The sequence below is a fragment of the Agromyces chromiiresistens genome (assembly GCF_029167465.1).
GTDB lineage: Bacteria > Actinomycetota > Actinomycetes > Actinomycetales > Microbacteriaceae > Agromyces > Agromyces chromiiresistens.
This window is the reverse complement of record NZ_JARFNL010000001.1, coordinates 450,398-475,802: the sequence shown is the minus strand read 5'-3', so window position 1 is coordinate 475,802 and position 25,405 is coordinate 450,398. Positions and strand designations below refer to the sequence as shown.

Here is a 25,405-nt window from a genome sequence, read left to right as displayed (position 1 = left end):
ATCCGACGCCGCAGGAAGGGGCTACGAAGCGCTGAGCGCACGGATCTCGTCCAGAAGGCCCTCCAGCAGCCCCGGTACGTCATGCCCGCCGAGAACCAGCTGACGGTCGAGCAGCCTGTTCGCGGTCTCGCACGACGTTTCGCTCACGAGCGAGCAGCCGTGGCATGCCGACAGGTTGAGGCTCGAGGAGCCCTGCCTGTCGCTCTCGATGCACACCGGGTCGTTCGAGCAAACGTCGGCGTCGTCGAGTGCGGCAAGGAGCAGCGGGACCAGCTTGTCGGGATCGCCGAGTCGAACGAGGCCGCCCAGCGTGCCCTGCGCGTCACCAGCCGCGGTGTAGATCAATACTCCTGCCGCGCGATCAGGGCGGTCTGTGTACGCGTAGATCCGCTCCTGAAGCGACGCGGACGAGTACCCAGACGCGTAGGCTAGTCGGCGGATTAGCAGGTGGGCGATCGTATGCAGCGCAACAAAACGCGCTTCCGGGATGGCGAGGCGCTGCGCCCACGGTGTCTTCGACCGCCGGTCGACCAGGATCCCGGCCCGGGCCCGGACCTCTGCGCCCTGCTCCCACCCGGTGAGGAACTCCTCACTGAACCGGAGGAAGATCCCTTCTCCGTACATCTCGATGGCTGGAAGTGTGCGCCTGCGCTTGCCTTCGAGAGAGAGATCGGCCGGAATAAGCTCGGCGTCAGCTGAGTAGCGACGGAAGCCCTTGAGGGCTCTGACCTCGCGCACTCGCCGAACTTGGCCGATCGCGGTCAGCCGCGAGGACAGCATCGCGGGGATGCCAGGCTGATCTGCAGTTGACCAAGAGTCAACGACGAAGTCACCCTCGCTGTGGTCACGCCCTGGGGATCCGAGCTTCTTGATGAATGCCGCCCACTCGCCGTCCTTGAGATCAGCGAGGACGTCGTCGCCCGAATCGCCCCCTGCAGATGCCAGGTCCAGGACGTCTTCGATCGTCGCGCCCACTTCGTCAGCGATCCAGCCCGCGATCATTTCAGCCTTGGGCCCGCCGTTGTCAGCGACGACGCGGCCGAAGTCGTCGTGCGCCCGGATGGCATCCATAAGGGCGACGGACTGCGGCTTCTCCTCGGGTATGTCGAGCGCCGAGATCCGTTCCGCGATGTAGTTGCCGGTCGCGCCACGCTGGACGGCGATCAGCGGATACTCGCACGCATTCGTCGGCAGCGGCTCCTCCCACGGCTGAGTGCCCCTGCAGCGGATGCCGTCGCGGGCGAGTGCTTCCTTTGTAACCAGGTCGGATATTGGGCGTGAGCGTTTGCAGCCGCCGCACTCTACCCGCAGAGACTTCAGACCCTCGCCGTGCCTGGCCGAGCGAACGAACCGCAATTCCTTGTACGCCCGGCAGAGACGAACGGCCTCGGTGATGCCCGCATCGTGGCCGCGGTGGCTCCACTTGAACCATGGAATGTCCTGGAGGTGGCTGCCCTTCTCGCACACGGCGACGTACCGCATCGGGACAAGCATCCCCCCACAGTCGCACTTGTTGGTCCACCTCCCCCGGTCCTTGCCAGTTCGCTGCGAGAGCCGGGAGCACCGTTCGCAGAATCGCCAGGTAGGAAACCTCCAGTACAACAAGCCGGCGGTGTTCTTTCCCGCCCGGCCTGAGTGCGTGGGCGCTTCTCGTAGCACGCTGGGGCCGAGCCGCTCGACGAGTCGATCGCAGTGGATTTCCGGCGCGTAGCGCGCATCCCACCAGGAGGTGTCCGGAGCAATGAGCGACTCTCCTCGGATATCCACGACGGCGCCGACGCCGAACGGCGAGACGGTCTCCGACAGCCGCAGGTCATGCTTGATCCTTTGCACTGGACCCCTCCTCAAACGGTTCGCGTATCTCGACGGCAACGTTGGGCTCGACAGACCGCATGGAGTCGGCGACCAGCCAACCCTCCCCTGGCTGCCCAAATCGCCTGAACAACGCTGCGTCGTCCACCTTGACACGGTCGTACAACAGGTTCTCACCTGCCTCACGAGCATCGCGCGCGCGTCGGTCCCACTGATTGAGCAGGATGGTGATGCGCTCGCGCGTATCTGATGTCTCGACATCGTCCGCCCGCTCGACCAGCTCGAGGAATCGGCTGACCAGGGCGTCGATTGTGGAACGCTGCGCAACGTCATCAAGATCGAGGTACTTTGCAGCGTCATTCGATGCCAGCCCGGGGCCGAGATGACGTATCAGCGCCACAAGTGCACCGGCAAGAGAACGCTCGCGAGATGCGAGCGACCAAGGCGTGACGCTCGTCGGCTCGACACTTCGGTAGAGCGCCTCGTGATAACCACGGAACGTCTCGAATTGTGATCGGTCCCGTGCACGGTTCGAACGGAACAGCGTGGTCACGACGCCGCGGACCTTGCCCCGGCCGACCCGACTGGTCGCCTGGATGTACTCGGACGTGGTCTTGGGCTGGCCGACCATGAGCATCAGAGCAAGGCGCGGGATGTCGATGCCGACCGAAAGCATGTTAGACGACAGGACGACGTCGACCGCTTGGTCGGACTCATCGGCGCTCCGGCGCAGTTCCCTCAGGTCGTTGGGCAGTTCCTCCGGGCCGCGCCGACTCGTCAACTCCAGCACGCGCCCGGCGCGAACGGTGCGGAGTTCGTGTCCCAGACGGTCAGCGCGAGGCTCGAGGCGCGCGTTGACGTCATCGACCACCAGGGTCCCCGTCCGCCCGAGTTCGCGAAGACTGTTGTGGTACAACACCGCGGTCCAGTAGGCGTCAAGACTCGTTCCGGCATCCGGGCTCCGCCGCAGAACTTCTGGGATCTCGATAAGTGGGGCCGAGGCGGAGACGGTGGCCGACATCTGCGACATGGCCTGTGGCATGAGGCCGAGATACAGGCGCCCCTCGCCGCTCGTGACCGGTCGCGAGAAGAACGTATTGTCGTCGTCAATGCCTGACGGCGGGTACAGGGCAACGGGCCGACCGTAAAGTCCCTGCACCTGATCGTCCGAAGCTCTAATCGTCGCAGTCGACGCAACGATCTTCGGCATCGACCCACTGGAGGCGAGCAGCATCTGGATCACTGCATCGAAGACCGCGACGGTGGTGCCGAGGGGTCCTGACAGAAGGTGCAGCTCGTCCTGGATGATCATGGACGGCTGTCGGAACGGGGTGTTCAGGCCCAGTAGGCGACCAGCCTCAGGGCGGAACTGCAGACGCGCGAACTTGTCGACCGTCGCAAGCAGAACGGTCGGAGGGTTCTCGTAGAGCATCTCGTCGACGACGCACACAGGAACCTCGTCGGCAAACTCGCACGACGGGTTCACGCAGTGGATGACAACGTCGCGGCCGACCATTCGTACGCCGTACTCGTTCAGTCGGGACGAACGACGGCTGGGAAGCAGAGGTGTGGCACACCAAGGGCAGCTCTCGACCTGGAATTGGTTCGCCTCCTCAGGCCGAGCCGCCTTGTGAAGACGCTCGAGGGCTGCCTGAGCATCCCGGCGCGTCCCTGGAGTCACCTCGTTGCCGACCCAGAGCCCAATTGAGAACGGGGTCATGGCCTTCGCACGTGGGTCGCCGATCCTGTCGGGACGGCGGAGCAGCTCCATCGCACACACCAGCGAGGCAGCGCGCTGGAACTGCTGGGAGGTAAGCAGGCGAAGCGTGTAGCGAGTGAGGACCGCGGTACCGCCGCCCTCCGCCCCGTCGGTCAGTCGCCTGCGGAAGATCTCGATCGCGGCGAGCCCAAGATACGCCTCGGTCTTTCCACCGCCCGTCGGGAACCAGATCAGGTCGACAAGGCCCCGCTCCTCGTGGGTTTCGTCGACGGTCGACGCGAGGGAGACGAGGAGGAACCCAAGCTGGAAGGGCCGCCACCTAGGCTCCGGTTGGCTCCCATCGCGGTTGAGCGATGCCTGTCGCATCTGCAGGCGCATCGCGGCCATGGCAAGAGAGAACGCGGCCCGAAGAGTGCCGTTCTCGGCGGCGCCGAGCATGTCAAGCGATCTATTCATGCGCTTCAGGGCGTACTGCGAGCGACCCACGATGCGCTCAGCAATTTCGCGATCTGGACCGAACGCGGCGGCCCGGCCGTCCTGTTCGTCGATCCATGCACCGAACGCTCGAACGAAGGCATGCAGCGACGCGATAACGTCCTCTGTGTTCTCGTCGAGCGTCGCGAGGTGGTCGAGACGCAGAGCCTCCGCCTCGCGCGTTCCGTCCTCGAGCCCCGTCGTCTCCACGTCAGGAACGACGAAGTGCGGGACCGGCTCCAAACGGACCTGTGTGCACACGCCGTCGGATACTGTCCAGTCGGCAGCCATGCCATGTCCGACGGCGTACACCTTGCGGTTCCTGAAACGCAGACGCAGCTCCGCCGACTCGTCGTCGAGGTCGAATGCGCGGCGCGTGTCGTACTCGCGGATCGCCCCCGCGTCACCCGGAGATACGGCGAGCGCAACCTGGTACAGCGTGTTTGTCGCGTCTAGGCGGTCATCGCCAGTCGACGTCGCCAGAACGCGCAGGTGGACCGTGACAAGATGTGCGTCCCCAAAAGGCCGCCAGCGGCTTCCGATCTCGATCGGGACGTCGCCCACAGTCTGCTCATAAACCCGATGGTCCGGGGCAAGGACCAGGTCGCAAACGGCGAACGGCGTCCGACGCCAGCTCGGCGGCCCGTCGCCTGCGACAGCCGCATACGTCGCGCCCGCGACGTCACAGACAACCGCGTCGCTGTCGGTGATGAACGAGATCGCGGCGGACGACGGTCTCCAATCCTCGGCGATCGGGACAGCCGATCCGTTTTCCTCCATCTCACCGTCGAACGCGATGATTCCGTCGACGTCAGCCTCTACGCCCGCCTGCTCGCTCACACCGTCGTCGGCGTCGGTCGCGGCATCCCGCGGGAACAGCATTCCAACGGCATACTGCCTGTTCGGCGGGTTTTGAAGCACCTCGACGTCGCCACTGTCCGGTCCGACGTAAGCCGACGTCAGATGCGAGAGCACGAGCTCCTGTGCACGAGTAAGTGTCATCGGTTCGCCATCCCTTGCCGCACCAGCTGCTGTAGCCGACGCCTGTCTTCCTTCGAGAGCACCACATGCAGGGAGACCCGAGCGCGGGTCACCGCAACGTAGAAGGCAGCCGTCCCCGACGTGCCGAGCGCCTCAGGAAGCCCACAGACGATGACGTGCTCAGCCTCGAGGCCTTTCGCAAAGCGAGGACTGGTCACCATGACGCCGTTGACAGTGGTGGGCGCCGCGACGGAGCGTGTGTCGATCACCCAGATTTCGGATCGTCTCGCTCCGTCCGCCACGAGGTCGGCGGCGATCTTCACACCGTCGCTGACGGTGACGGCGTCATCTGTCGTGTGCCACTCCACTCGCTCTCCGTGCACGACGCCCGGGTCACCGACGTCCGCTCCTAGATACTCCTGCACAACGTGGACGATCGCACGCGTGTTGCGAACATTCAGTGAAAGGTCGACCGTGATCGCTTCATTGGTGATCAATTCCGCGACGTCGGCGTCATAGTCGCCGTCGACGTGCGCCTGGTTGTTGGGATCGAGGAACATCCGCCAGCGACCGGCCTCGCGGCCGCTCGCAATGACTGCGTCAAGGCGGTCCATCGCCTCGGCCGTCATCATGTCCTGTGCTTCGTCTACGAGCACGACGTCGTACGGTCCAGATCCCTTGAGATCATCGAACGGGATCACATCAACCGCGCGCTCCCCAAGGTGCGGTTCAAAGTACTGCGAGAGTAGCGGTGACCTGAAGGTGACGAGCACTGATCGCCCCTGCTCCGCTTCCTGTTTGGCAGCCTCAACGAGGACCAAGGATTTCCCCGTTCCCGCACCGCCGCAGACGAGCACGCGCTGGTTGCGCGCGAGCGCCGCGAGAACACGAGCCTGGCCAGCGGTGGCCCGGTTCTGCTCTTCGATCACCGCACCACGCTGTGCATCGACCACCGGCATTCGGGTGAACTCGCCAAACAGACGCGCGCGCAGGTCGTCGGTCCGTGCGATTCTTTCGCCATGCGGTGCGCGCCGTGTGCCCGCGACGACGGCGTCAAGCGCCAGTGAGAGGCCTGTCGCCGTCATGGCGTCACGTGCCAGCCAGTGCGTTGGCTTCCAGTCGACCGAGCTGGGCGGAGCATCGATGTCGGGCGTGGCCACCACGGCCTCGTACGCGTACCAGCCGAGGCCGTGTTCCTTGAGGATGCTTCGGAGCGCGTACGCCGCCGATCGAGCCTGCTCCATCGGGGACGTACCGAGCTTGTGCCAGTCTCCACGACGATCGATGCTGTACCAGCTTCCGTCGTGCTTGCGCACGCCGCCGCCCTTGACCTCGACGACGACGACCGTGCCGCGCCAGAGGACGACGAAGTCGACCTCTGCCTGCTGCTTGTAGGCGTGAGAGCGAAGGCCCACGGAGTAGAAGGCGACGGCGTCACTGTCCGCCTCGACCTCGCGAAGTAGGCGAGCAACTCTCCGCTCTGCCTCACTGCGCGACGCAGTCTCGATATCCGCCAGCGAGGGAACAAGGATCATCCGCGCTGCTCCGTCCAGAGCTCCTCGTAGTCGTGATATCCGAGGAAGTCGTTCATCGCACCCCAGTTATCGGCGACGTCCACGACGAGGCACTCCTCCTTTCCACCGTTCTCTTTGCCACGCAGGCCGCGGCCAGCCATCTGGATGTAGGCGCCGGGGCTGAAGGTCGGGCGAGCGATGTACAGGGCTCTGACACCCGGGGCATCAAAGCCCTGGACGAGCAAGTCACAGTTGGCGAGGACCTGAACCTCACCGTCCTGGAACTGCTGAATGACCTTTCGTCGTTGCTGGCGCCCTGTCTGGCCGCTGACGGACTCCGCCGCGACCTTCCGGTACCGCAGCGAGGCGGCAAGCACCTGTGCGGAAAGCACGCTGGGCGTGAAGACGAGGATGGGCCATTCTGGGTGCTCGTCGAGAGTCTGCAGAATGTGCCCGACCAGGACCTTCATGCGCTGCTCGTTTCGGCCAATTCGCTCGTACACGTTGCGGTCGATGAGCTTCTTCGACTGCAGGGCGCTGCGCTCCGAAGTGCTGAGGTCGACCTCAACGCCGGACGGCAGCACCTCGTGCTTCACGTTCGCGAGCACCCCAAGCCTGACCAACTGCTTATACGCGTCCTCACCAGGGAGGGCAAGGCGGTTCGTTCCAAACCGCGCCGCCAACTCCTTCGTTCCGCTGTGGTCGCCCGCACGACCCTTGAACGGTGTCGCCGAAAGGCCGACTAGGGGGCGCTCCCAACTTCGTCCGTCCACACCGAGCCATTTCAGGATCGCCGTGTACTCCTTCGATCCGCCTGCGCGGTGGGCCTCATCGATGAACACCGCCCGTGGTGTCTTGAGCCACTCGTACTCCGGCCGATCCATGACCGCGCCGATCTTCGCGTCAGTTGCCACGATGACCGAGAGCTCGGTGTCGGGTTCGTGGACCGTGTTGGTGTCCCAGAGTCGACCGATCGTCAGCGGACGCTCGTCGCCGAGGTACCGCCATACGGTCTGGAAGGTCTGCACCGCCTGCTCGCAAAGCTCCGCCGACTGCGCGATCCAAAGAATCGTGCCCGAGAAGACCTCGTCGGCGAACAATCGCAATACCGTTTCGGTCGCGACACGAGTCTTGCCCGCGCCGGTAGGGAGCTCGACCATCGCCTTCTGCGCCGGTCCTTCGAGGGATGGCTGCGTCAAAACCGTGCGAAGGTCCTCGCTGATCTTCTTCTGATAGCTGTGCAGCTTCTGCAGTCGAACCGCGCCAGCGACGACGAACTCCTCCGGCCGTGGCTGGTTGCGTTGACCAGCGTACTCTGGCCCAAAGCCCATCTTCCGCGCCCACGAGATGGCTGCAGGGAGGCCGGCCCAGCGCTCGGGAACGTCTGTGAAGCCCGCCTCACGGAACAAGGTCTCAAGCATGCGGAGCGAGTCCGAGCCGTAGACAGTCAGGAAGAGCTCGGCCACTGACGTGTCGTTGTCGACCAGCCCCTGCGCCTCGAGTGCACTCCAAAGGCCCGTCGGCAGAGCATCCTTGAGGTCATCTGGCCCGATGTAGAGGTCAAGGCGGTCGGCGTCACTCTCGATGGACCGCGCCTGCTGACGCAGGAGCTCGAGCTGGTGGTCGAGGCCCGCCTTGAGCACTGCAGAAAGCCGAAGGTTGTCGAGCCGGAGCTCGAAAGCCTCGTTAATGAACTCAAGAATGCGCCGCTCGTCCGCGTCAGAACGAACGATCAAGTCTTGACCGTCGAGGTACCAGTCACGCGGCTGGTCTTCGACGCCGTCGTCGGTAGCGACCCTCTTGGCAATCAGAAGTGCGCGAGAAACCTTCGCAGACCCCAGGACGGCACCGTACGACGCTCGCAGGCCGGTGTAGACGTCAAGTATGCGCTGAGCGTCCTGTTGACCTTCGACGACCATTGCGAAGGAAAAGCTGTCGGCGAACCGCCGGCACCCCACGGTCTCGACGAATTCCTCGACCTGCTCCGGCTCGACCCTCAAGAACGGGCGCTGGCGACTCCGAAGGATCTCTTCTTCCTCGTCGGTGGACGCAAGAAACACCGCTGACGGGGCGTGCGGCTCTACGACACGCTTGACTCTGGCCGGGATCGTCGACGGCTTCTCGCCCGGGAACCCCACCCTCGTCGCAGTGAGAACGAACTCAGCCAGGATCGAGTCGTCGACCGACGGGAAGAGATCCGATTCGAGCATCTCCCGAAGCACATGCGGTGGTACCGCTTCGAGCTCGTCCGGCAGCTCGAGGGCGGCCTGGACATGGTGTGTGCCCTTGAAGAGTGGGAGGAGCGCGCCGAACCGCACGAGCGAAGGTGCGACGATGTCACTGGGCGCCCGGAAACCTCGCGAGGACGCGAGTAGTCCCGCTTCCTGGACGGCCCATCGAGACGGTGGAAGCACTGCATGGGTGCGTCCGGTGTCGAGATCCTCGAACAACCAGCTACGCTCAGGCAGCGTCAGGAGCGCGGTGGTCCACGATGCACGCACCTGCTCGGGCGCTTCGGCATCCCTCAACATCAGCAAAACAGAAAACGGTCCGGGTCCTTCACCCGGGCTGACCTCCACGCGCTCCACGGGACGTTCGCCCGGTCCGCGCCTCGTGTTGAGGACCTTCAGAGTGGCGGCGACGTACGCCTCGTACTCTGTCTCATCTTCGAGCGAGAAATCCGGCACCGGACTCTGGGCGACACCGAGGTTGTGCGCGACGTCCGGCATGCAACGACGTCGGTCGAGGAGCCGCGAAGCAAACCGCTCCGGCAGCGTCACATCGAGGTCGATCACCTGTTGGGGCCAGGCCCAGGCGCCGTCACACGTGGGTACCATGATCGAGGCGTTGGAGGCTGCCATCGTCTTGATGGCGATCGGCAGGCTCACCGAGACGACGGCGTCCCACAGTTTCTCGAGATCGTCGCTGCTCGGCTCGACGGGCAACGTTGCCAGCCGTGCGTTGAGAATCGCCTCAGGGTCGAGATCGCGGAAACCCCGGCCGCGAAGCAGCTCCTCGACCCGGTCCTCTGCCAGAAACGACGGGTCGACGAACACTGCGCCGTCGACGACGAGGTCTTCCTCCTGGTGGAGGAAGACGACCCTGCTGTCGTCGAGCGACTTCATGCCGTCGGAGGTCGGAATGACCCGTGCTGCGGTGATGTCCTCGAGCGAGAGGTTGGCGACGACAGTCTTGAGCGCGTTGGCCGAGGACACCGGGTCATCGCCCTCAGCCCACTCTCGAAGCCATGTCAGCAGTCCTCGCTTGGGCATGCGCTCCATCGCAACCCGAACATCCCGAGCACTCGGATCGAGGTCCGGTTCCTGGGCGACCAGGAGCAGATCCCGGAGTCGCGTCGCCCGCTGTGGCGTCTTGTAGCACTGCCAGGCGGGCACGTCGTCACCCGTGTTGGGTGACACCGCCCACCCCTGATGCACGACTGAGTCGAAGCGAATGCCGGGGTCGAGCGGCCGAAGCTCTGATCCGTTCCGCAGGGTCCCACGCTTGTCGGGGATACACCTGCCCGCACCGGCCAGGCTCAGGATGTGCGTGCGCAAGACGTCGCCGGCAAAACCGCGACTCTCCTGGTCACGCTCACGCGCAGGGAGATAATCGAGGTGCGCGGCGGGGTCATCAACGGTCCGCAATCCCGAGAGCAGCGGAACGAAGAGGCCGGCGAGTGTCGTAATAATCTCTTGGTTGTAGCTGTTGTCCAGAAGGTTCGTCCGGTCGTCGTTGACGCTCCATGGCGCGTTGAGCAGCGCCGCCACCGATGTTTTGTCCTGGAGTGGGAAGTACGACCAGAACTGCCCGCTGGCGAGCCTGCCTCGCTGCACCGGAACCGCAACCGTGACCTTGACCGCCTCGCGTGACACCGCCTCGCCGACCTCGTGGCGCGCTGCTGCCGACGGCTTGTGCATCGTACTGTCGACGATCCACTCGTCGCCGCTGCCGTCCGGCCGCTCGATCCTGAACCTCTTGTCGCCCAGATCCCGTGAGACGTGGCTCGTCTCGAACGGCTCGTCCCCGAGCACACGCAGCCGGACCTCTCGAACTGCGCCCACGAACAAGAGGAACTCCGACGTGAATTCCTTGATCTCGTCGCGCAACCGGTCGAGGTTTGTTGCTGCGGGGAGCTTGATGATCGTCGTGGCCCACGATCCAAGCTCCGCAAGCACCGGATCGCGCTCCAGCTCTGTTGCAGCGTCAAGAACCGTAGCGGTGCGAAGAATTGGATACCGCTTGGCGGCAGTAACCTTCGCCAGCTCAGCTCGAGCCCTCGCAGAGTTGAACTCGAACGAGATCGAGCGGCTCAACACCTGCGGCGCCTGCGACACAGCGAGCACCGATTTGAACCCGAGGCCGAAGCGACCGATCTCGTCGCCGCGCTTTTCGCTTAGGTACGCCATCGTGACGGCCGTCAAGCCGCTCATGGAGAATGGCCTTCCCGCGTTCGCGCAGTAAAGCACACTGTTGGCGGTATCCAGGACGATCTCTACGCGACCGGCGTTCGCCGCCCCCGTGTCCTCGGCACCCGCCAACGCATCGGCTGCGTTCTGAACCAGCTCGAGCAGCGTCCGGTTCGCGTATCCGCCTGTCCGGATCGACTCTTCATGATTGGCGTGCTCGGAGACCAGGTTCGCATGGATCCGGTACGACTCGATGGTCCGACCGAACTGATCCTCAACTTCCCGCACGAGCGACGGGTCGGGCTCCCATTGTTGGCGGTCGAACGTCACCAGTGACTGATTTTCCACGACCGTGCCCCCCTCATCGGTTCCACCGCGCACTGCAGCGATCAGCAGGACACAGTGAAAAATAGCCTACAAAAATGCCCACACAATGGCGCCCCGTAAGCCTCGTGTCGCATCCCCCGTTAGGGGGACCAGCAGCTCGGAGCGACCGCACCCGATTCGGTCAGTCGGCCCCTTGAACGTCAGATGAGCTCGCGGCGATGAATGCCACGCTGGACGCGTTTGCCTTCGCGGTCTCGAACGAACACGAAGTCGCGTTTCGTGGTCTCACCGATCAGATGCGCGGGCAGGCACCGCAGCGCCGCCCCGCACGTGGTTCGGAGCCTGCTGGCGGCAGGCTCCTCGCAAATCAACGCCCCGCCTACCACTATGGACGTACCGGAACTTGCGTCTCGTCACCCTTAGGGCGGTGGAAGCACTCCACGCATGTATGCCCTTAGCATCGGATCGCAAACATACACATACGTCCCACGCATGCCCCGCGTAAGCAGCACCGCGTAGATGTTCACGATGAACTGCAGCACGTCGTCAGAGGTATACGTGATTCCGAGCTTGGGGTTCGCCTCCTTGCCCTTCTTGTCGAAGTACGAGTCGAGGTCGGCGACGACTCGGCCGGTCGCCGGGTCGAGGCGCAAGTCGCGGCCGATGATCACGCCGGCGTAGTTCAGGTCGTAGCCCTGCAGTGTGTGGATCGACCCGACCTCTTCGAGAGCCCCCGGCGAGTTGACCCAATCGACTTGAGTACCGTTCCACCGCAGCGAGACGCCGTCGAGTTCGATGTCGAAGGCCGCGGCATCCTTCTTGCTCTTCCACTCCCAGGCGAAGCCGGCCGCCAGTCGCGCAAGTCCGTGCTCTTTGTCACGCGCGCGGATCGCCGCATGCATCTCGCCGAGGTCGTCGAACATCCGCAGGTCGTAACCGGTGAACTCGCGTGGTCCAGTGACCTCGGCGCGAAGTATCCGCCGGATGAAATCTATGTAGTCGGCCCCGCCTGCTACGCGCATTTGCGAGGCGAGCGGATAGAAGCGGCCCTGCTCTTTGGCCTGCGTCACGAGCCGTCCAACAACCCGACTAGGTAGGTCGGCCGGGCGCACGCTCTGCGCCTGATCGAGCAGCAGCACCTGGTGGCGGCTCTTCGCGCGGATCCAGTCGAGCTGCGTCTTTGTGAGGTCGTCGCGGCCGAACAGCTTCTCGTTGATCTCGCGGAACGTCTTGTTGAGCCTGCCCGATGGCTGGTTCGCGCGGTGGTTGAGCCGGTGCGCCTCGTCGACGACGAGAAGATCGAACTGCTCATCGCTCTCACCGACCTGAAACGGCGTCAGCACCATGCCCTTCTCGAGCTGCGGCGTCTTCGCGAAGACCTTTTGCACCGACTTGCGCAGCGACTGCTGCGGGATGACGATGCCGATCTTGAAGTCCTTCAGCTTCTCGACGTAGCCGGCGGTGAAGAAGTCGGAGAAGAGCGAGTCGTTCTCGGTGCGGTCGGCGAGATCGGCGTGCTGGATGTCGCGGAGCAGCTTCATGAGGAAGATGCCCACGATCGTCTTGCCCGTGCCAGGGTCACCCTGCACGACGATCGTGCCCTCGCGCCCTGCTTCAAGGTCGTCGAAGAGCCCTTCAAGAATGCCCTCCATCGCGACCGCCTGCTCCTGATTCAGCGCTTTGAACGGCGACAGCTTGAACAGGTCGTTGTTCTCGATATCGGGGATGTCGCGAGTGAACATTCCCGCGGCACGAAGCTGCTCGAAGATCTCGTCGAACGTCGCTCGATAGCGAACGCGGTCGTAATAGTCGGCGTCGGTGATGCCCTCGTTGCGGTTGACAACCGTGTACTTGCCGTCACCCGCGAAGAGCCGGATCAGGTACGACTCGAGGTCGAGGCACACCGACTTGTTGAAGGTCTCGTCGATAACGATGCGCGCGGCCTCCAAGTGCTGCTTCGCGTCGGAGTCGAGGTGCTGGCGAAGTCGACCGATCGCGTTCAGGGTCTCGCCGACGTAGATCTCGCGGTTGCTGCTGAGCGTGTACACGACCGGCCAGTTCGCGTGCCTGCCGTCGGGCTCGGCCCACGACTTGATCGCGGGCCGAGTGAACGGGAAGTGCTCGATCCTAAAGCTGGTCATACTTCGTGCTCCGCCCGCGGGACCGCTCGGCCGGGTACTTGCGCCGCGTCTGCTCAAGCTTCTCGAGCACGATCTGGTCGGCATCGACGCCGAGCTTGTCGGCGAGCAACAGGCAGTACGTCAGGACGTCGGCGAGTTCTTCGATGACACGCTCGCTCGGGGCATCCGGCGCCCATTGGAAGCATTCGAGGAGCTCGGCAGCCTCGATGCTGACGCTCTTGGCGAGGTTCTCGGGCGAGTGAAACTGTGCCCAATCTCGCTCGTCCACGAACGCCCTCAACTCGCGCATCACCCGTTGATCGGCCACGGTCGGAGCGTACACCGAGATATAGTCACCAGCTCGGAGCGCCCGCTGCTGTCTCGGAGCGAGTGCCCACGGCCCCGCTTCATATCGTGGGCACGATGTTCTGATTCAGGTGGAACACGTTCGCCGGGTCGTAGCGATCCTTCACCGCCGTCAAGCGCGCGAGGTGCTCGGGCGCGTATGCGCGGCGCACGCCCGCTGAACCTTCATCCGAGAGCGCGTTGACATACGCGCCACTCGCGAACGGCTCCATCGCCGCGGAGTACCGACGTGCACCCGCGATGCGCCGCTCGTCGTGGGCCGAATCAGCCCACTTCGACGCACACACGAACTCGAACGCCGTATCCCGCCGCGAGAACGCCGTCTCACCCGCAGCCACATCGGCGATCGCTCCCCCATACGCCTGCAGGCTCACGTTCGGCAGGTCGTCGCCGTCACGCGCGAGCACGCCGTCGATGACGTCGTCGCTCAGCTCGCTGAAGTAGTGGCCCTTCCAGTAGCGGCGCCACTCGTGCGCCTTGACGTCGTCTTCGCGGGTCTGCAGCTCGAGGTACGTCATCGGCACGATCACCCGTTCGAAGCCGGCGTCGACCTCGGCGAGACTCGTCGCGAGGGCGGCCGCCGCGGCCTCGCCGTCGACGGGGTCGCCGACCCAGACGAAGCCGAGCGACAGCGTTCCGTCGGAGACGGTCGCGTTGTAGGTCGCGCGCCGGTCGGCTCGGGTGCTCTCGTCGCGCCAGCGACGCATCGCCGCGGCGCCGGATTCCACGGGGTAGAGGTACTCGACCGAGTGCACGTCGCCCGGTTCGGGGTGCAGCACCAGCTCGAACTCGGTCACGACGCCGAAGTTGCCGCCGCCACCGCGCAGCGCCCAGAACAGGTCCGGGTGATGATCGCGGTCGACGCGCAGAACCTCGCCGTTGGCAGTGACGAGTTCGAACGAGACGACGTTGTCGCACGTGAGTCCGTGCTGCCGGGCGAGCCAGCCCATGCCGCCGCCGAGCGCGAGTCCGCCGATGCCCGTGTGCGACACGTTGCCCGCGGTCGTCGCGAGGCCATGCGCCTGGGCCGCACGGTCGAGGGCACCGAGCAGCGCACCACCTTGTACGCGGGCTCGTCGCGCCGCGGCATCCACCTCGACCGACCCCATCGGCCGCAGGTCGATCATCAGCCCGCCGTCGGGCACGGCGTGGCCGACGATGCTGTGCCCGCCGCAACGCACGCCGATCTCGAGGCCGTCCGCCCGCGCGAAGCGGATCGCCTCGGCGACCTCCTCGGCGCTCGAACAGGCGACGATGTACCGGGGTCTACGGTCGATCATCGCGTTCCACACGCGGCGCGCGTCGTCGTAGCCGTCGTCACCTGGCTCGAGCATCTGCATGAGAATTCCCCCGCCTGTCTCGGGGCCGAGGATGCCGCGGACGGGCGCCGGCGTCAAGAGCGAGGATCCCTGATGAAGATCCGCCAGCCACGACATGCCCGCGGGCCACGGTGTCGCAGAACCTGTGATCGGGTGTCGGAGTTGGGGCTAGCGCCCGGCGCCGGGCATCGATTTGGATGATGTGCACCGGGCGACTAGTCGCCCATGAACGTCAACGACGACGACTCGAGGAGGTGGCGCAATGGGGCACTGGTGGTGGCGTTGATCAAGCGAAACGGAGCTCCTCGGGTGAACTGACTCGTGGATGATCCGCTTCATCGACACGAGGGTAGGGCGGAAGATCCGCCCTACCCTCTTTCGTGCTCAGGCCGTCGGCTACGGTGGGCCGCAGGCTCCTTCGTCGCTGCTGAACCCGGGCGACAGCGCCTATTCGACCGGCGGGGCATTGGTCTCGATACGGCGCTGCGCGCCGACTCGATCGGCCTCGGCTGCCGGCTTCTTCGTCACCAGATACGAGCCGGCCAGCACGAGCACGAACCCCACGATCGTCCACACGGTCACCCGCTCCCCCAGCACGACGACGCCCGCGATGATCGCGACGGCGGGGTTCACGTACGTGATCGTGGTCGCCTTGACCGGGCCGATCTCGGCGATGAGGCCGACCATGAGCAGGAAGGCGAGGGCGCTGCAGATCACGGCGAGCACGATCACCGAGACGATGACGGGCGGCGACGGCCAGGCAGTGGGAATGCCGCCGGTGAGCAGCACGAACGGCACGTACGCGATCGCGGCGCCCGCGAGCGAGACGGCGACGATGCCGATGCCGGGCAGGTCGGGCATCCACCGCGCGAGAATCGCCGGGCCGAGCGCGTACCCGACGACGACCACGGCCATCTGGGCGACGGCGAACAGGTCCGACCCCGCGACATCCAAGCCGACGAGGGCGGCGACGCCGAGCATGCCGAGCGCGATGCCGATCCAGTTCGTGCCCGAGAGGCGCGCCGGCCGCCCCATGAGGAAGGCGATGGCGACGCCGGCGAGCGGCACCGCGGCGAGCAGCAGGCCGGCGGTCGAGCTCGGCAGCGTCTGCTCGGCCGAGCTCAAGAAGTACCACGGCAGCACGATCTCGACGAGGGTGTACGCGAGCATGGGCTTCCACCGGCGCAGCACCGGCCCGACCTCGTGGCGGAAGATCGCGAGCGGCAGCAGCAGAATCGCTGCGAGCCCAGACCGCGCGAGCACTACCATGCCCGGGTCGAGCTCCGACACGGCGACCTTGATGAAGAGATATGGGATGCCCCACGCGACTCCGAGCGCGATGAAGAGGAGCAGTCCGCGGCGAGTCACTCGATCATTCTGCCGCGGACCTCCGACAGCGGCCGTGGGAAGACCGTCGAGGTCGCGCGATATCCCGCCACGGTGCAGTTGCTCGCCACACGCCGGCTGAGCCGCCGTGACCGAGCGTCACGAATCACTCCCGGGCTCTGTTTCAGCGTCACCAGCGGACTGCTTCTCCCAGAGCCAGGCGGTCGCATGTGTGATCGTCCGAACGATCGCCGTCGTCACGAGCGCGAGCAGAACTCCGATCGCTCCCAATGCGATCAGCCAAGCGCCGATCGTCTGCCACGCTGCTGCGGCGGCCAACGCTGCCGGTGATGCGAAGGTGTCGAGCTCCGACGAGTAGTTCGCGGTCGCAATCCCCGCGATGACCACGCCGATGACCAACCCGAACAGTCCGATCGCCCATAACTGACGGAGGGCGTCTTCGCCACGGCTGTCAGCCGACGTGAGTTCAGTCATGTGCCGAAGGTACGCCATCCGCCACGCGCGCAGCGAAGAGTTCGTGACTGACGAGTCGACGGATCGTCATCAGGTACGTCGGCGAACCCCGTTGCCGATCGAATTCACACGTGAACGGGGGTCACGCCACGAAGCCGCCGACCAATAGCGTCGGAGTCCAAGCGGCCGTCAGACCGGTCGGCCGCATCGGGGCGACGACGACGGCAAGGAGGCGGACGCACCGTGACCACGACCCAGCCCGACACATTCACGCTCGCCGCGCGTCAGCCCGCGGCATCCGTGATCGCCGAATGCCTGCGCACGCAGGCGACCGCACCGCCGCGCTCGCCAGTCGCACGGCTGTTCGGGCGCACACCGCTGAGCGCCGAGTCGGAGCCCTGGTACCTCGGTGCGCTCGGCGAACTCGAGGTCGCGCGCCGGCTCGACTCGCTCGGGCCCGACTGGCGGGTGTTCCACTCGGTGCCCGTCGGCCGTGGATCGAGCGACATCGACCACGTCGTCGTCGGCCCGCCCGGCGTCTTCACCATCAACACGAAGCACCACGAGGGCCACGACATCTGGCTCGGCTCGAAGCGCCTGCTCGTCAGTGGGCAGCCCACGGACCACCTGCGCAACGCGAGCTTCGAGGCGAAGCGCGCATCGCAGCTGCTCTCGGCGGCGGCGCACGCCCTCATCGAGGTCACGCCGGTGATCGTGATCGTGGGAGCCCGGCGCATCACCGTGCGCGAACGGCCGGCGACCGTGATCGTGCTGCGCGAACGCAGTCTGATCAAGTGGCTGGGTTCGCGGCCGGCGGCCGTGCCGCCCGACGCCGTCGATCGAGTTGCGGATGCCGCGGCGCAGCCTTCGACCTGGCACGAAGCGCCCTCGCTCGAACCTGCCGATGTCGCGGCGTTCGATCAGCTGCGCCGCAATGTCGACGGTGCGCGAACCCGCCGTCGCGGGTGGGCGATCGCCGGGCTTCTCGCGATCCTCGCTGCGCTGCCGCTCGGAGCGGTCTCAGCGTGGACGTCGGTGATGTCGGCGCTCGTGCCCTGACCTCGACTACGTCGCTCCTCGGCCGATCTCACAGGGGGAGGTCGGCATGATCTGCAGGCATGTCAGAGGCGCATGTCATTCTCTTGCGCAAATGCGAGGGGGGCCGAAGTGATACTGCTGACTCAAGTGAGAGCCGCACGATCGACACCGCCTGCTCACGCCTCTCCGCCGCTCTGGCAACTTGCCGACGACGCCAGCATTACCATCCCTGACGCTCCGTCGGATCACCGACGGGCTCGCCGGCTGCGAGTGGTCGCATGGATGGTGGCACTTCTCGGTGCCGGGATCATCGCGATCGCGGCTGGCGAGGCAAGCAATGCCAACATTCCCCTCGTCGACCATCTGCTCTTCATACCGGGCGTGATTGTCAGCGCGCTCGGGATCGGCATGACGTTGGGATCGCTCCGGCATCGTCACGTTGTCCGGATCGCCCGCATCGCCCGCGCCATCGGCCCATGGATCGTAGTCGTCACCATCGTGCTGACCTGGTTCTGCGTGGGCATGGGGCTCATCGCAGTGTTCGTCGCAGCGACCTCCGAAGCCGCACAGTCAGCGCGACCGCTCGCGGCGATCGGGCTCGAATGGGCGATTCTTGCGTTCGCCATGGGCCTGCTCCCCCTCTCACAGCGCGAGCCCCCCGTCAGCACGACTCATGGTCTCAACCCGGCACGGTATGGTCGCGCGGCCGATGTCGCGTTTGTTGCTGCCATCGTTACCGCGCTCGTCGCACTCGGCTACCTCATCGTTGGCACCCCCCGAAGCGAGATCCTTCCGATCGCGACCCTCCTGACCGTCGCGATCGCCGCAACTGCCGCGCACGTTGCGCGTGTCAGACACACGAATCGAATCCTGAAGAACGTCCTCTCTGCGACGACCGAAGTCGTGAGGGAAGCAGAATTGGTACTTCGGTCACCTCGCCGAAAGCGAACGCGAGACGAACTCTGGTGTGCACTTCTCCGTCTCGAGAACGCACTCGCCCCCGACGCGCTGCCGCCACTCACGCCGATGGGCGAGCCGCGTCCGAGTGATCCCGTCATCCAATCGGTCGTCGCGCTGGCAGCGGCCCGCCTCTCAGGGCGCGAAGATCCACCGGCGTTCGATTCGTTCCGCGCCTTGCTTCGCCCCTACGAGCGAGCTGATGCCGACGAATGGACCCGCCTCACGCTCGAGTTCGCGGTTGAGTTGCGCTCGACGATGTTGCGGCAGCGGCGAACCAAGCGGATGTCTCGGCGTGAACCAGAATCGGCCCGATCGGCGTAGGTCTCGGTCACGGCGCGATCCTCAGTGCTGCAGCACGGCCCACGCCAGCAGGCTGTCGATCCGACGGGGCACCAACGGTGTGGTCTCGATACGCTCCTTCGTCGCTACTCGACCGACGATCGGGTCAGTCGAAGATCCCATCGAGCACGCTGCCGATGACGAGGCCGCCGAGGATGCCGCCCATGAGGTCGGAGCCTCCGCCGCGGCGTCCGCCGCCCCAGCCCGGGTCGCCCCATTGGCCGGGGCCGCCCTGCGGGCGCGAGGCGTCGATGTCGCGCTGGGCGAGCTGCAGTGCAGCGGCGGCGAGTTGGGCGACGCGGCGGGCCATGAGCATCGCCTGCTCGCGGTGATCCTCGTCGATGACGGTGACGGCTGCGGCGGGCGCGCCGAGGAAGTGATCGAGGTCGAGGCGGATGCGCTCGGACTCGGCCAGTCGGGTGCGGGCGTCGGCGCCGATCCAGCCGCGGTGGCCGGCGATGACGTCGCGCGCGATCGCGAGCTGCCGGTCGGCGTCGTCGATGGCGTGGTGCACGTGCTCGAGCGGCGGAATCGGGCGTGACGCACGCTCGCGGGCGGCGGCGATCGCGGCGTCCAAGCCGGCGTTGGCCTCGCGCAGGCGACTCAGCTGGGTGAACGGGTCGGTGTTGACGCCGGCCGCGGGCATCGCGGCGAGTGCCGCCTGCAGTGTCGCGATCGCCGACGTGACGCCGGGCGTCGCCGGCTCTTTCAGGGCGACGACGAGGTCGCCGCGCGAGTCCTCGACGATGGCCGCGAGCGTGGCCTCGGCGCGCAGCGCCTCGACCTCGAACGTCTCGACCGCGTCGAGCAGCGCCGCCGCGCGGCGCACCGACTCGGTCGACGCCTCGAGCGCGAGGTTCGCCTGTTCGCGCTGCCCGGCTTCGCGCCGGCGCTCGGCGACGCCGGCGCTGTGCTCGGCGAATCCGAGCAGCTGTTCGGCCTCGGCCGGATTGACCTCGACCTGGGCGAGTGCCTCGTGCGAGTAGCGCGCGGCAAGCCGCTCGATGGTGTCGCGGGTGTGCGGAATGCGCGAGCGCAGCCGCGAGGCATCCGCTCGCACCCCGGCGATGATCTCGGGAGCCCGACGCGCCCGTGCGATCTTGTCGGCGAGGGCGGCGGTGCGCTCGTCGAGCACGTCTTCGGCCCAGTCGCACAGCTGCACGATGCGGGCGTTGCGCATGCGCAGCTCTTCGACGGTGTCGGGGATCTCGTCGTAGTTCAGCTGATTCAGCCGGAACGCCTCGCCCAGGTGCTCGCGCACCGCGGCGAGCGCCTGGCTCAGCTCGGCGGTCGCCTCGTGCCCGAGCTCGGCCTCGGCGAACGCGAGCTCGTCGGCGGTGACGCGCACGCGCTCGTCGGCTTCGACGAGGGCGCTGCCGGCGCGCTTCGCCAAGTCGGCGTCTTGAGCTTGGAGCTCCTGCTCGTCGCGCTTTCGCTTGCCCCAGAATCCGGCCATGCCCTCGATCCTACGGGCGGTGCTTGAAGGCGACTGTGGGCTGCACAGACGGATGCCTCGGGGCTCGAGTCGGTCGGATGGCGGGGTTCGCGACCTGCAGCACTGCCAGCGCCCGAACCATCACGGCATGAGCTGCTGAGGGGCTTCGGGGTAGCCGAGGTCGTTGGGTTCGACTCCGCCGGAGGTGCGCGCGAGCAGATCGGTGGGGCACCATCCGGTGATCGCTCCGACCATGAGGAATCCCGCGCACGCGGCAGCTGGGATCGCGCACCACAGGGTGTCGAGACTGCTCACCGCGAACGCCGCGAGTACGAGGGCGATGACGCCCCGCACGACACGCTCACCGCGGTTGACCGTGCAGGCCCGCGACCCGACCCGTCGAGACGGGAGGGTCATGCCACGTCGGACTGCTGCGCGAGCTGACGGCGCACGTCGTCCATGTCGAGCGCCTTCGCCCCCTCGACGACCTGCTCGAGTTGCGCAGCGTTCAGCGCGCCGGGCTGGGCGAAGACGATGATGCCCTGCCGGAACACCATGAGCGTGGGGATCGAGGTGATGCGGAACCCGGCTGCCAGCGCCTGTTCGGCCTCGGTGTCGACCTTGCCGAAGACGACGTCGGGATGCTGCTCGGAGGCGCGCTCGAAGATGGGGCCGAACACGCGGCAGGGGCCGCACCACTCGGCCCAGAAGTCGAGCAGCACGAGATCGTTGTCGCGCACGGTGGACTCGATGGTGTCGTGGGTGATGTTCACGGAAGCCATGACTCGAGGATACCAGAAAATACCCATGGGGTATTGTTGAGGTCATGCACGGACTGCGAACCGCCCTTCTCGCCGCCACCGGTGCGGCCGCCCTCGCCCTCACGGGATGCGCCACGGCCGACCCCGTCGAGCTGACGGCCGATACGGTCGTCATCGACGTACGCACCGCCGACGAGTACGCCGCCGGACACCTGGAAGGCGCCGTCAACCTCGACCTGACGTCCGGCCAGCTCGCCGATCAGCTCCCCCAGCTCGACGACGACTCCGACTACGTCGTCTACTGCCAGTCGGGCAATCGCTCGAGCCAGGCGGCACAACTCCTCGAAGACACGGGCCTCGTCGTCACCGACGCCGGTTCGATGCAACAGGCCGCCTCCGCCACCGGTCTCCCGGTCGTCCCATGAGCACCGGTCGACCGACCCCGTCGGCGACGAGGCCATCCACCGCCCCCGCAGGGCTGGGTCCGACCCCGCGGGATCACACGTCGGACCGAGACACCGGAGGCACATCATGACCAACGCGTCGCTCGATCCCCAGCGCCGTATCGCGAACCGCCTGAAGCGCGCTCGCGGCCAGCTGAATGCCGTGATCGACGCCGTGGAATCGGGCGCGGACTGCCGAACGGTCGTGACTCAGCTCTCGGCCGTCTCGTCCGCGCTCGATCGCGCGGGCTTCGCCATCATCTCCAGCGCGATGAAGGACTGCCTCACCGAGCAGGAATCGACCGAGCCCTCCGGCGACGCGTCCGATCAGCCGCTCACGCTCGACGAGCTGGAGAAGCTGTTCCTCTCCCTCGCCTGACGCCTCCCGGCGCCCCGCCGCCATCGGTCGGATTCAATACCCCGGGTGTATTTTGACAATACCCCCGGGGTATTGTTACGGTGGCGGCATGATCTCCAAGCAGTACGTCATCATCGGCGGCGTCGCCGGCGGAATGTCCGCCGCGACCCGGCTGCGCAGGCTCGATGAGCACGCGCAGATCACCGTCCTCGAGCGCGGCGGCCACGTCTCGTTCGCCAACTGCGGCCTTCCGTACTACCTGGGCGGAGTCATCGAGGAGCGCTCGAGTCTCCTGCTCCAAACGCCCCGTTCGCTCGCCGACCGGTTCGGGCTCGACGTGCGCGTCAGGACCGAGGCGGTCGCGATCGATCGCGCGGCGCGAACCGTGACGGCACGCGACCTCACGAGCGGGCAGGAGCAGGTGCTGCGCTATGACGCGCTCGTGCTCTCGCCCGGATCGACGCCGGTTCGGCCGCCGATGGAGGGCGGTGAGCGCATGCTCACCCTGTGGAACATCGACGACGTCGACGCCGCGATGAGCGCGCTCGAGGCGAAGCCCCGCACCGCACTCGTCATCGGAGCCGGTTTCATCGGCCTCGAGATGGTCGAGAACCTCATGCACCGCGGACTCGACGTCACGCTCGTCGAACTCGCCGACCAGGTGCTGCCGCCGATCGACCCGGAGATGGCGGGTCCCGTCGCGCAGCACCTCATCGACGCGGGCGTCGATGTGCGCCTCGGCACGAAGGTGGTCGAACTCGGCGACGACACCGCCGTGCTCGACGACGGTTCCGTGATCCCGGCCGAGTTCGTGCTCGGCTCGGTCGGGGTGCGGCCGGAGACCTCGCTCGCCGTGGCGGCTGGACTGGAGCTCGGCGCTCGAGGCGGCATCCGCGTCGACGAGCGCCTGCAGACGAGTGACCCGAACATCTGGGCCATCGGCGACGCCGTCGAGAAGACCGACGCGATCACCGGCGAGCCCCGGATCGTCGCCCTCGCCGGCCTCGCGAACCGCCACGGGCGACTCGCGGCCGACGCCATCGCGGGCCGGGAGGTCCGCGTTCGCGACGCGCTCGGCACGGCCGTGGTCGGGGTCATGGGCCTCACCGTGGCCACGACCGGGTGGAACGAGAAGCTCCTGCGGGCGCGCGGGCGGGACCTCCGGGTCATCCACACGCACCCGGCGTCGCACACCGGCTACTACCCCGGCGCCGAGCCGATGTCGCTGAAGCTGATCGTCGACGCGGAGACGGACGCGATCCTCGGCGCCCAGGGCGTCGGCGGCGATGGCGTCGACAAGCGCATCGACGTCATCGCGACCGCCATGACCGCCGGACTGACCGCCGCCGACCTCGCCGACCTCGAGCTCGCCTACGCGCCCCAGTACTCGTCGGCGAAGGACCCGGTGAACATGCTCGGCTACGTCGCCCTGAACGCGGCCGATGGGCTCACTCCGTCGATCCAGTGGCACGAGGTCGATGCGGCCGTGGCCGCCGGGGCGATCGTGCTCGACGTCCGCACCCCGGGCGAGGTCGCCGACGGCGCCATCCCCGGCTCGGTGCGCATCCCGCTCGACGAGTTGCGCGACCGCCTCGACGAGCTTCCCGGCGGCCGGCTCATCGTGCACTGCAAGGTGGGCCAGCGCGGCCACACCGCCGTGCGCCTGCTCGCCCAGCACGGCCGCGACGCCGTCAATCTCGACGGCGGCTACCTCACCTGGAAGGCCGGCAATGACGCGCCCGGTCGCGTACTGGAGGCCGCCGCCTGACCGGCGGACCCGATCTCCGTCATTCCACCGATCACCGACAACCACCCCTGAGGAGGACCACCCATGTGCAGCCCTGCGACCTGCGACACCTGCGGCAAGACGACCTGGGCCGGCTGCGGCCAGCACGTCGCCGATGTGAAGGCCCACGTGCCTGTCGAGCAATGGTGCGACGGCGACCACCGTCGCTGAAACCCGTCCGTACACACGACCCGAGAACCCCGAGGAATTCACCATGTGCCGAACCGTCACCTGCCGCAAGTGCGGAAAGACGACCTGGGCCGGCTGCGGCCAGCACGTCGATCAAGTCATGCGCGGCGTCCCGCGCGCGCAGCGCTGCGCCGGGCACGAGCACGAGCCGTCGCAGGGCTTCTTCGCCCGTCTCTTCGGCCGCTGACGCTCTTCGACGTCGAACCGAGGGTCACGAAGGCCGCTGCCCGGCGTCCTGCAATCGGCCCGCTCGGATGTCGCGCCGCGCCAGGTGCAGGGCTTCGCTCGCGAGGTAGGCGACATGCTGCGCCATCGCGATCACGTGCGCTCGGTGGTCTTCGTCCGTCAGGGTGATCGGCGCAGTCGAACTGCCGAGGTAGTGGCCGAGATCGATCCGAACGCGCTCGGACTGGGCCAGCTGCGCCAACGCCTCGGGGCCGACCCAGCCCGGGTGACCGGCGACGGTGTCACGCACCAGGTCGAGCTGCTTGTCGGCGTCGTAGATGACGTGGCGTACGTGCTCGGGCGGGGGAACCGGGTGCGTCGCACGCTCGCGAACGGCCGCAATCGCGGCATCCAATGCCTCGTTCGCCGCGCGCAGCCGGTCGAGGCGGGCGATCGGGTCGGTGTTCACGCCGACCTCCGGAAGGTCGGCGAGGGCGGCCCGGAGCTCGGCGATCGCGTTGGCGACGCCGCGCGACTGCGGCTCCTTCAGCGCGGCGGCGAGGCCACGGCGGGACTCGTCGACGAGCGCTGCCAGCTTGGACTCCGCGTGCAACGCCTCGACCTCGTAGGTCTCGACCGCATCGAGCACGGCCGCGGCCCGGCGCACCGCCTCGGTGGATGCCTCGAGCGCGAGATTCGCCTGCTCCCGCTGCCCGGCCGCACGCCGCCGCTCCGCCACGCGCGCAGTGTGCTCGGCGAAGTCGAGCAGCTGTTCCGCCTCGGCGGGATTGGCCGCCACTTCGGCGAGCGCCTCGCCCGAGTAGCGGGCGGCCAACTGCTCGAGGATGTCGCGGGCCTGCGGGATCCGCGAGCGGATGCGTGCAGCATCGGCTCGGACGCCGGCGATGACCTCGGGTGCCCGCCGCGCCAGCGCGAGCCGACGCGCGAGCGTGGAGGACTGCTCGTCGAGCGCGCTCACTGCTGACGTGCACAGTTCGATGATGCGAGCGTCGCGGGCACGCACCTCGTCGGGGGTGCCGCGCACCACGTCGCGATTGGCCCGGTTCACTCGGAACGCCTCGCTCAGGA

20 protein-coding genes are annotated in these 25,405 nt (G+C 66.7%); 7 read left to right on the top strand and 13 right to left on the bottom strand.

Annotated elements, in window-relative coordinates:
* Positions 1-21 precede the first annotated feature (21 nt).
* From drmB to PX701_RS01995, 9 genes are all read right to left on the bottom strand, one after another.
* Entirely contained in the window at positions 22-1,833 is a 1,812-nt protein-coding gene (gene drmB, locus PX701_RS02035) for a DUF1998 domain-containing protein (RefSeq protein WP_275505335.1), read from the bottom strand.
* Positions 1,814-5,008, bottom strand: coding sequence for a helicase-related protein (locus tag PX701_RS02030; RefSeq protein ID WP_275505334.1), 3,195 nt, complete (start codon positions 5,006-5,008; stop codon positions 1,814-1,816). Before PX701_RS02030 ends, drmB begins: the two co-directional genes overlap by 20 nt.
* Positions 5,005-6,522: an NERD domain-containing protein gene (locus PX701_RS02025; protein WP_275505333.1), complete on the bottom strand. Its 1,518-nt coding sequence runs from the start codon at positions 6,520-6,522 to the stop codon at positions 5,005-5,007. Before PX701_RS02025 ends, PX701_RS02030 begins: the two co-directional genes overlap by 4 nt.
* Entirely contained in the window at positions 6,519-11,240 is a 4,722-nt protein-coding gene (locus PX701_RS02020) for a sacsin N-terminal ATP-binding-like domain-containing protein (RefSeq protein ID WP_275505332.1), read from the bottom strand. Before PX701_RS02020 ends, PX701_RS02025 begins: the two co-directional genes overlap by 4 nt.
* A 416-nt stretch (positions 11,241-11,656) precedes the next feature.
* Positions 11,657-13,186, bottom strand: coding sequence for a DNA/RNA helicase domain-containing protein (locus PX701_RS02015; protein WP_338029101.1), 1,530 nt, complete (start codon positions 13,184-13,186; stop codon positions 11,657-11,659).
* A 178-nt stretch (positions 13,187-13,364) separates the two neighbouring features.
* Complete coding sequence (locus PX701_RS02010; RefSeq protein WP_275505574.1) at positions 13,365-13,667, bottom strand: nucleotide pyrophosphohydrolase; 303 nt, start codon at positions 13,665-13,667, stop codon at positions 13,365-13,367.
* 97 nt (positions 13,668-13,764) lie between these two features.
* Entirely contained in the window at positions 13,765-15,057 is a 1,293-nt protein-coding gene (locus tag PX701_RS02005) for an FAD-binding oxidoreductase (protein WP_275505331.1), read from the bottom strand.
* A gap of 432 nt (positions 15,058-15,489) precedes the next feature.
* A complete protein-coding gene (locus PX701_RS02000) occupies positions 15,490-16,410 on the bottom strand; it encodes a DMT family transporter (protein WP_275505330.1) in 921 nt (306 codons plus the stop codon).
* 117 nt (positions 16,411-16,527) lie between these two features.
* Positions 16,528-16,863 carry a hypothetical protein gene (locus tag PX701_RS01995; protein WP_275505329.1) on the bottom strand — a complete coding sequence of 112 codons (336 nt, stop codon included), beginning with the start codon at positions 16,861-16,863 and terminating at the stop codon, positions 16,528-16,530.
* A gap of 222 nt (positions 16,864-17,085) precedes the next feature.
* On the opposite strand from PX701_RS01995, the gene PX701_RS01990 reads away from it, so the two are divergent.
* Together PX701_RS01990 and PX701_RS01985 are read left to right on the top strand one after the other, a co-directional pair.
* Positions 17,086-17,901: a nuclease-related domain-containing protein gene (locus tag PX701_RS01990; RefSeq protein WP_275505328.1), complete on the top strand. Its 816-nt coding sequence runs from the start codon at positions 17,086-17,088 to the stop codon at positions 17,899-17,901.
* 261 nt (positions 17,902-18,162) lie between these two features.
* Complete coding sequence (locus tag PX701_RS01985) at positions 18,163-19,161, top strand: hypothetical protein (protein ID WP_275505327.1); 999 nt, start codon at positions 18,163-18,165, stop codon at positions 19,159-19,161.
* A gap of 124 nt (positions 19,162-19,285) precedes the next feature.
* Here PX701_RS01985 and PX701_RS01980 read toward each other — a convergent pair whose 3' ends face one another.
* The 3 genes from PX701_RS01980 to trxA all read right to left on the bottom strand — a co-directional run bounded on the left by PX701_RS01980 (position 19,286) and on the right by trxA (position 21,396).
* Positions 19,286-20,635, bottom strand: coding sequence for a hypothetical protein (locus tag PX701_RS01980; RefSeq protein ID WP_275505326.1), 1,350 nt, complete (start codon positions 20,633-20,635; stop codon positions 19,286-19,288).
* 120 nt (positions 20,636-20,755) lie between these two features.
* On the bottom strand, positions 20,756-21,031 hold the full coding sequence (locus PX701_RS01975) for a YgaP family membrane protein (protein ID WP_255679849.1): 276 nt from the start codon (positions 21,029-21,031) through the stop codon (positions 20,756-20,758).
* The gene (gene trxA, locus PX701_RS01970; protein WP_275505325.1) at positions 21,028-21,396 is read right to left on the bottom strand and encodes a thioredoxin; all 369 of its coding nucleotides are present in this window, start codon (positions 21,394-21,396) and stop codon (positions 21,028-21,030) included. The genes PX701_RS01975 and trxA overlap by 4 nt, the downstream gene beginning before the upstream one ends.
* 44 nt (positions 21,397-21,440) lie before the next feature.
* Here trxA and PX701_RS01965 point away from each other — a divergent pair, with 44 nt between their 5' ends.
* From PX701_RS01965 to PX701_RS01945, 5 genes are all read left to right on the top strand, one after another.
* The gene (locus PX701_RS01965) at positions 21,441-21,800 is read left to right on the top strand and encodes a rhodanese-like domain-containing protein (protein WP_275505324.1); all 360 of its coding nucleotides are present in this window, start codon (positions 21,441-21,443) and stop codon (positions 21,798-21,800) included.
* Positions 21,801-21,906: 106 nt separating this feature from the next.
* Complete coding sequence (locus PX701_RS01960) at positions 21,907-22,197, top strand: metal-sensitive transcriptional regulator (RefSeq protein WP_275505323.1); 291 nt, start codon at positions 21,907-21,909, stop codon at positions 22,195-22,197.
* Between the two features lie 88 nt (positions 22,198-22,285).
* The gene (locus PX701_RS01955; protein WP_275505322.1) at positions 22,286-23,944 is read left to right on the top strand and encodes an FAD-dependent oxidoreductase; all 1,659 of its coding nucleotides are present in this window, start codon (positions 22,286-22,288) and stop codon (positions 23,942-23,944) included.
* Positions 23,945-24,007: 63 nt separating this feature from the next.
* A complete protein-coding gene (locus PX701_RS01950; protein ID WP_275505321.1) occupies positions 24,008-24,133 on the top strand; it encodes a hypothetical protein in 126 nt (41 codons plus the stop codon).
* Between the two features lie 43 nt (positions 24,134-24,176).
* Positions 24,177-24,338 (top strand): hypothetical protein, encoded by a 162-nt coding sequence (locus PX701_RS01945; protein ID WP_231429889.1) that lies wholly within the window; start codon positions 24,177-24,179, stop codon positions 24,336-24,338.
* Between the two features lie 24 nt (positions 24,339-24,362).
* Here PX701_RS01945 and PX701_RS01940 read toward each other — a convergent pair whose 3' ends face one another.
* Entirely contained in the window at positions 24,363-25,385 is a 1,023-nt protein-coding gene (locus tag PX701_RS01940) for a DUF885 domain-containing protein (protein ID WP_275505320.1), read from the bottom strand.
* Positions 25,386-25,405: the final 20 nt, after the last annotated feature.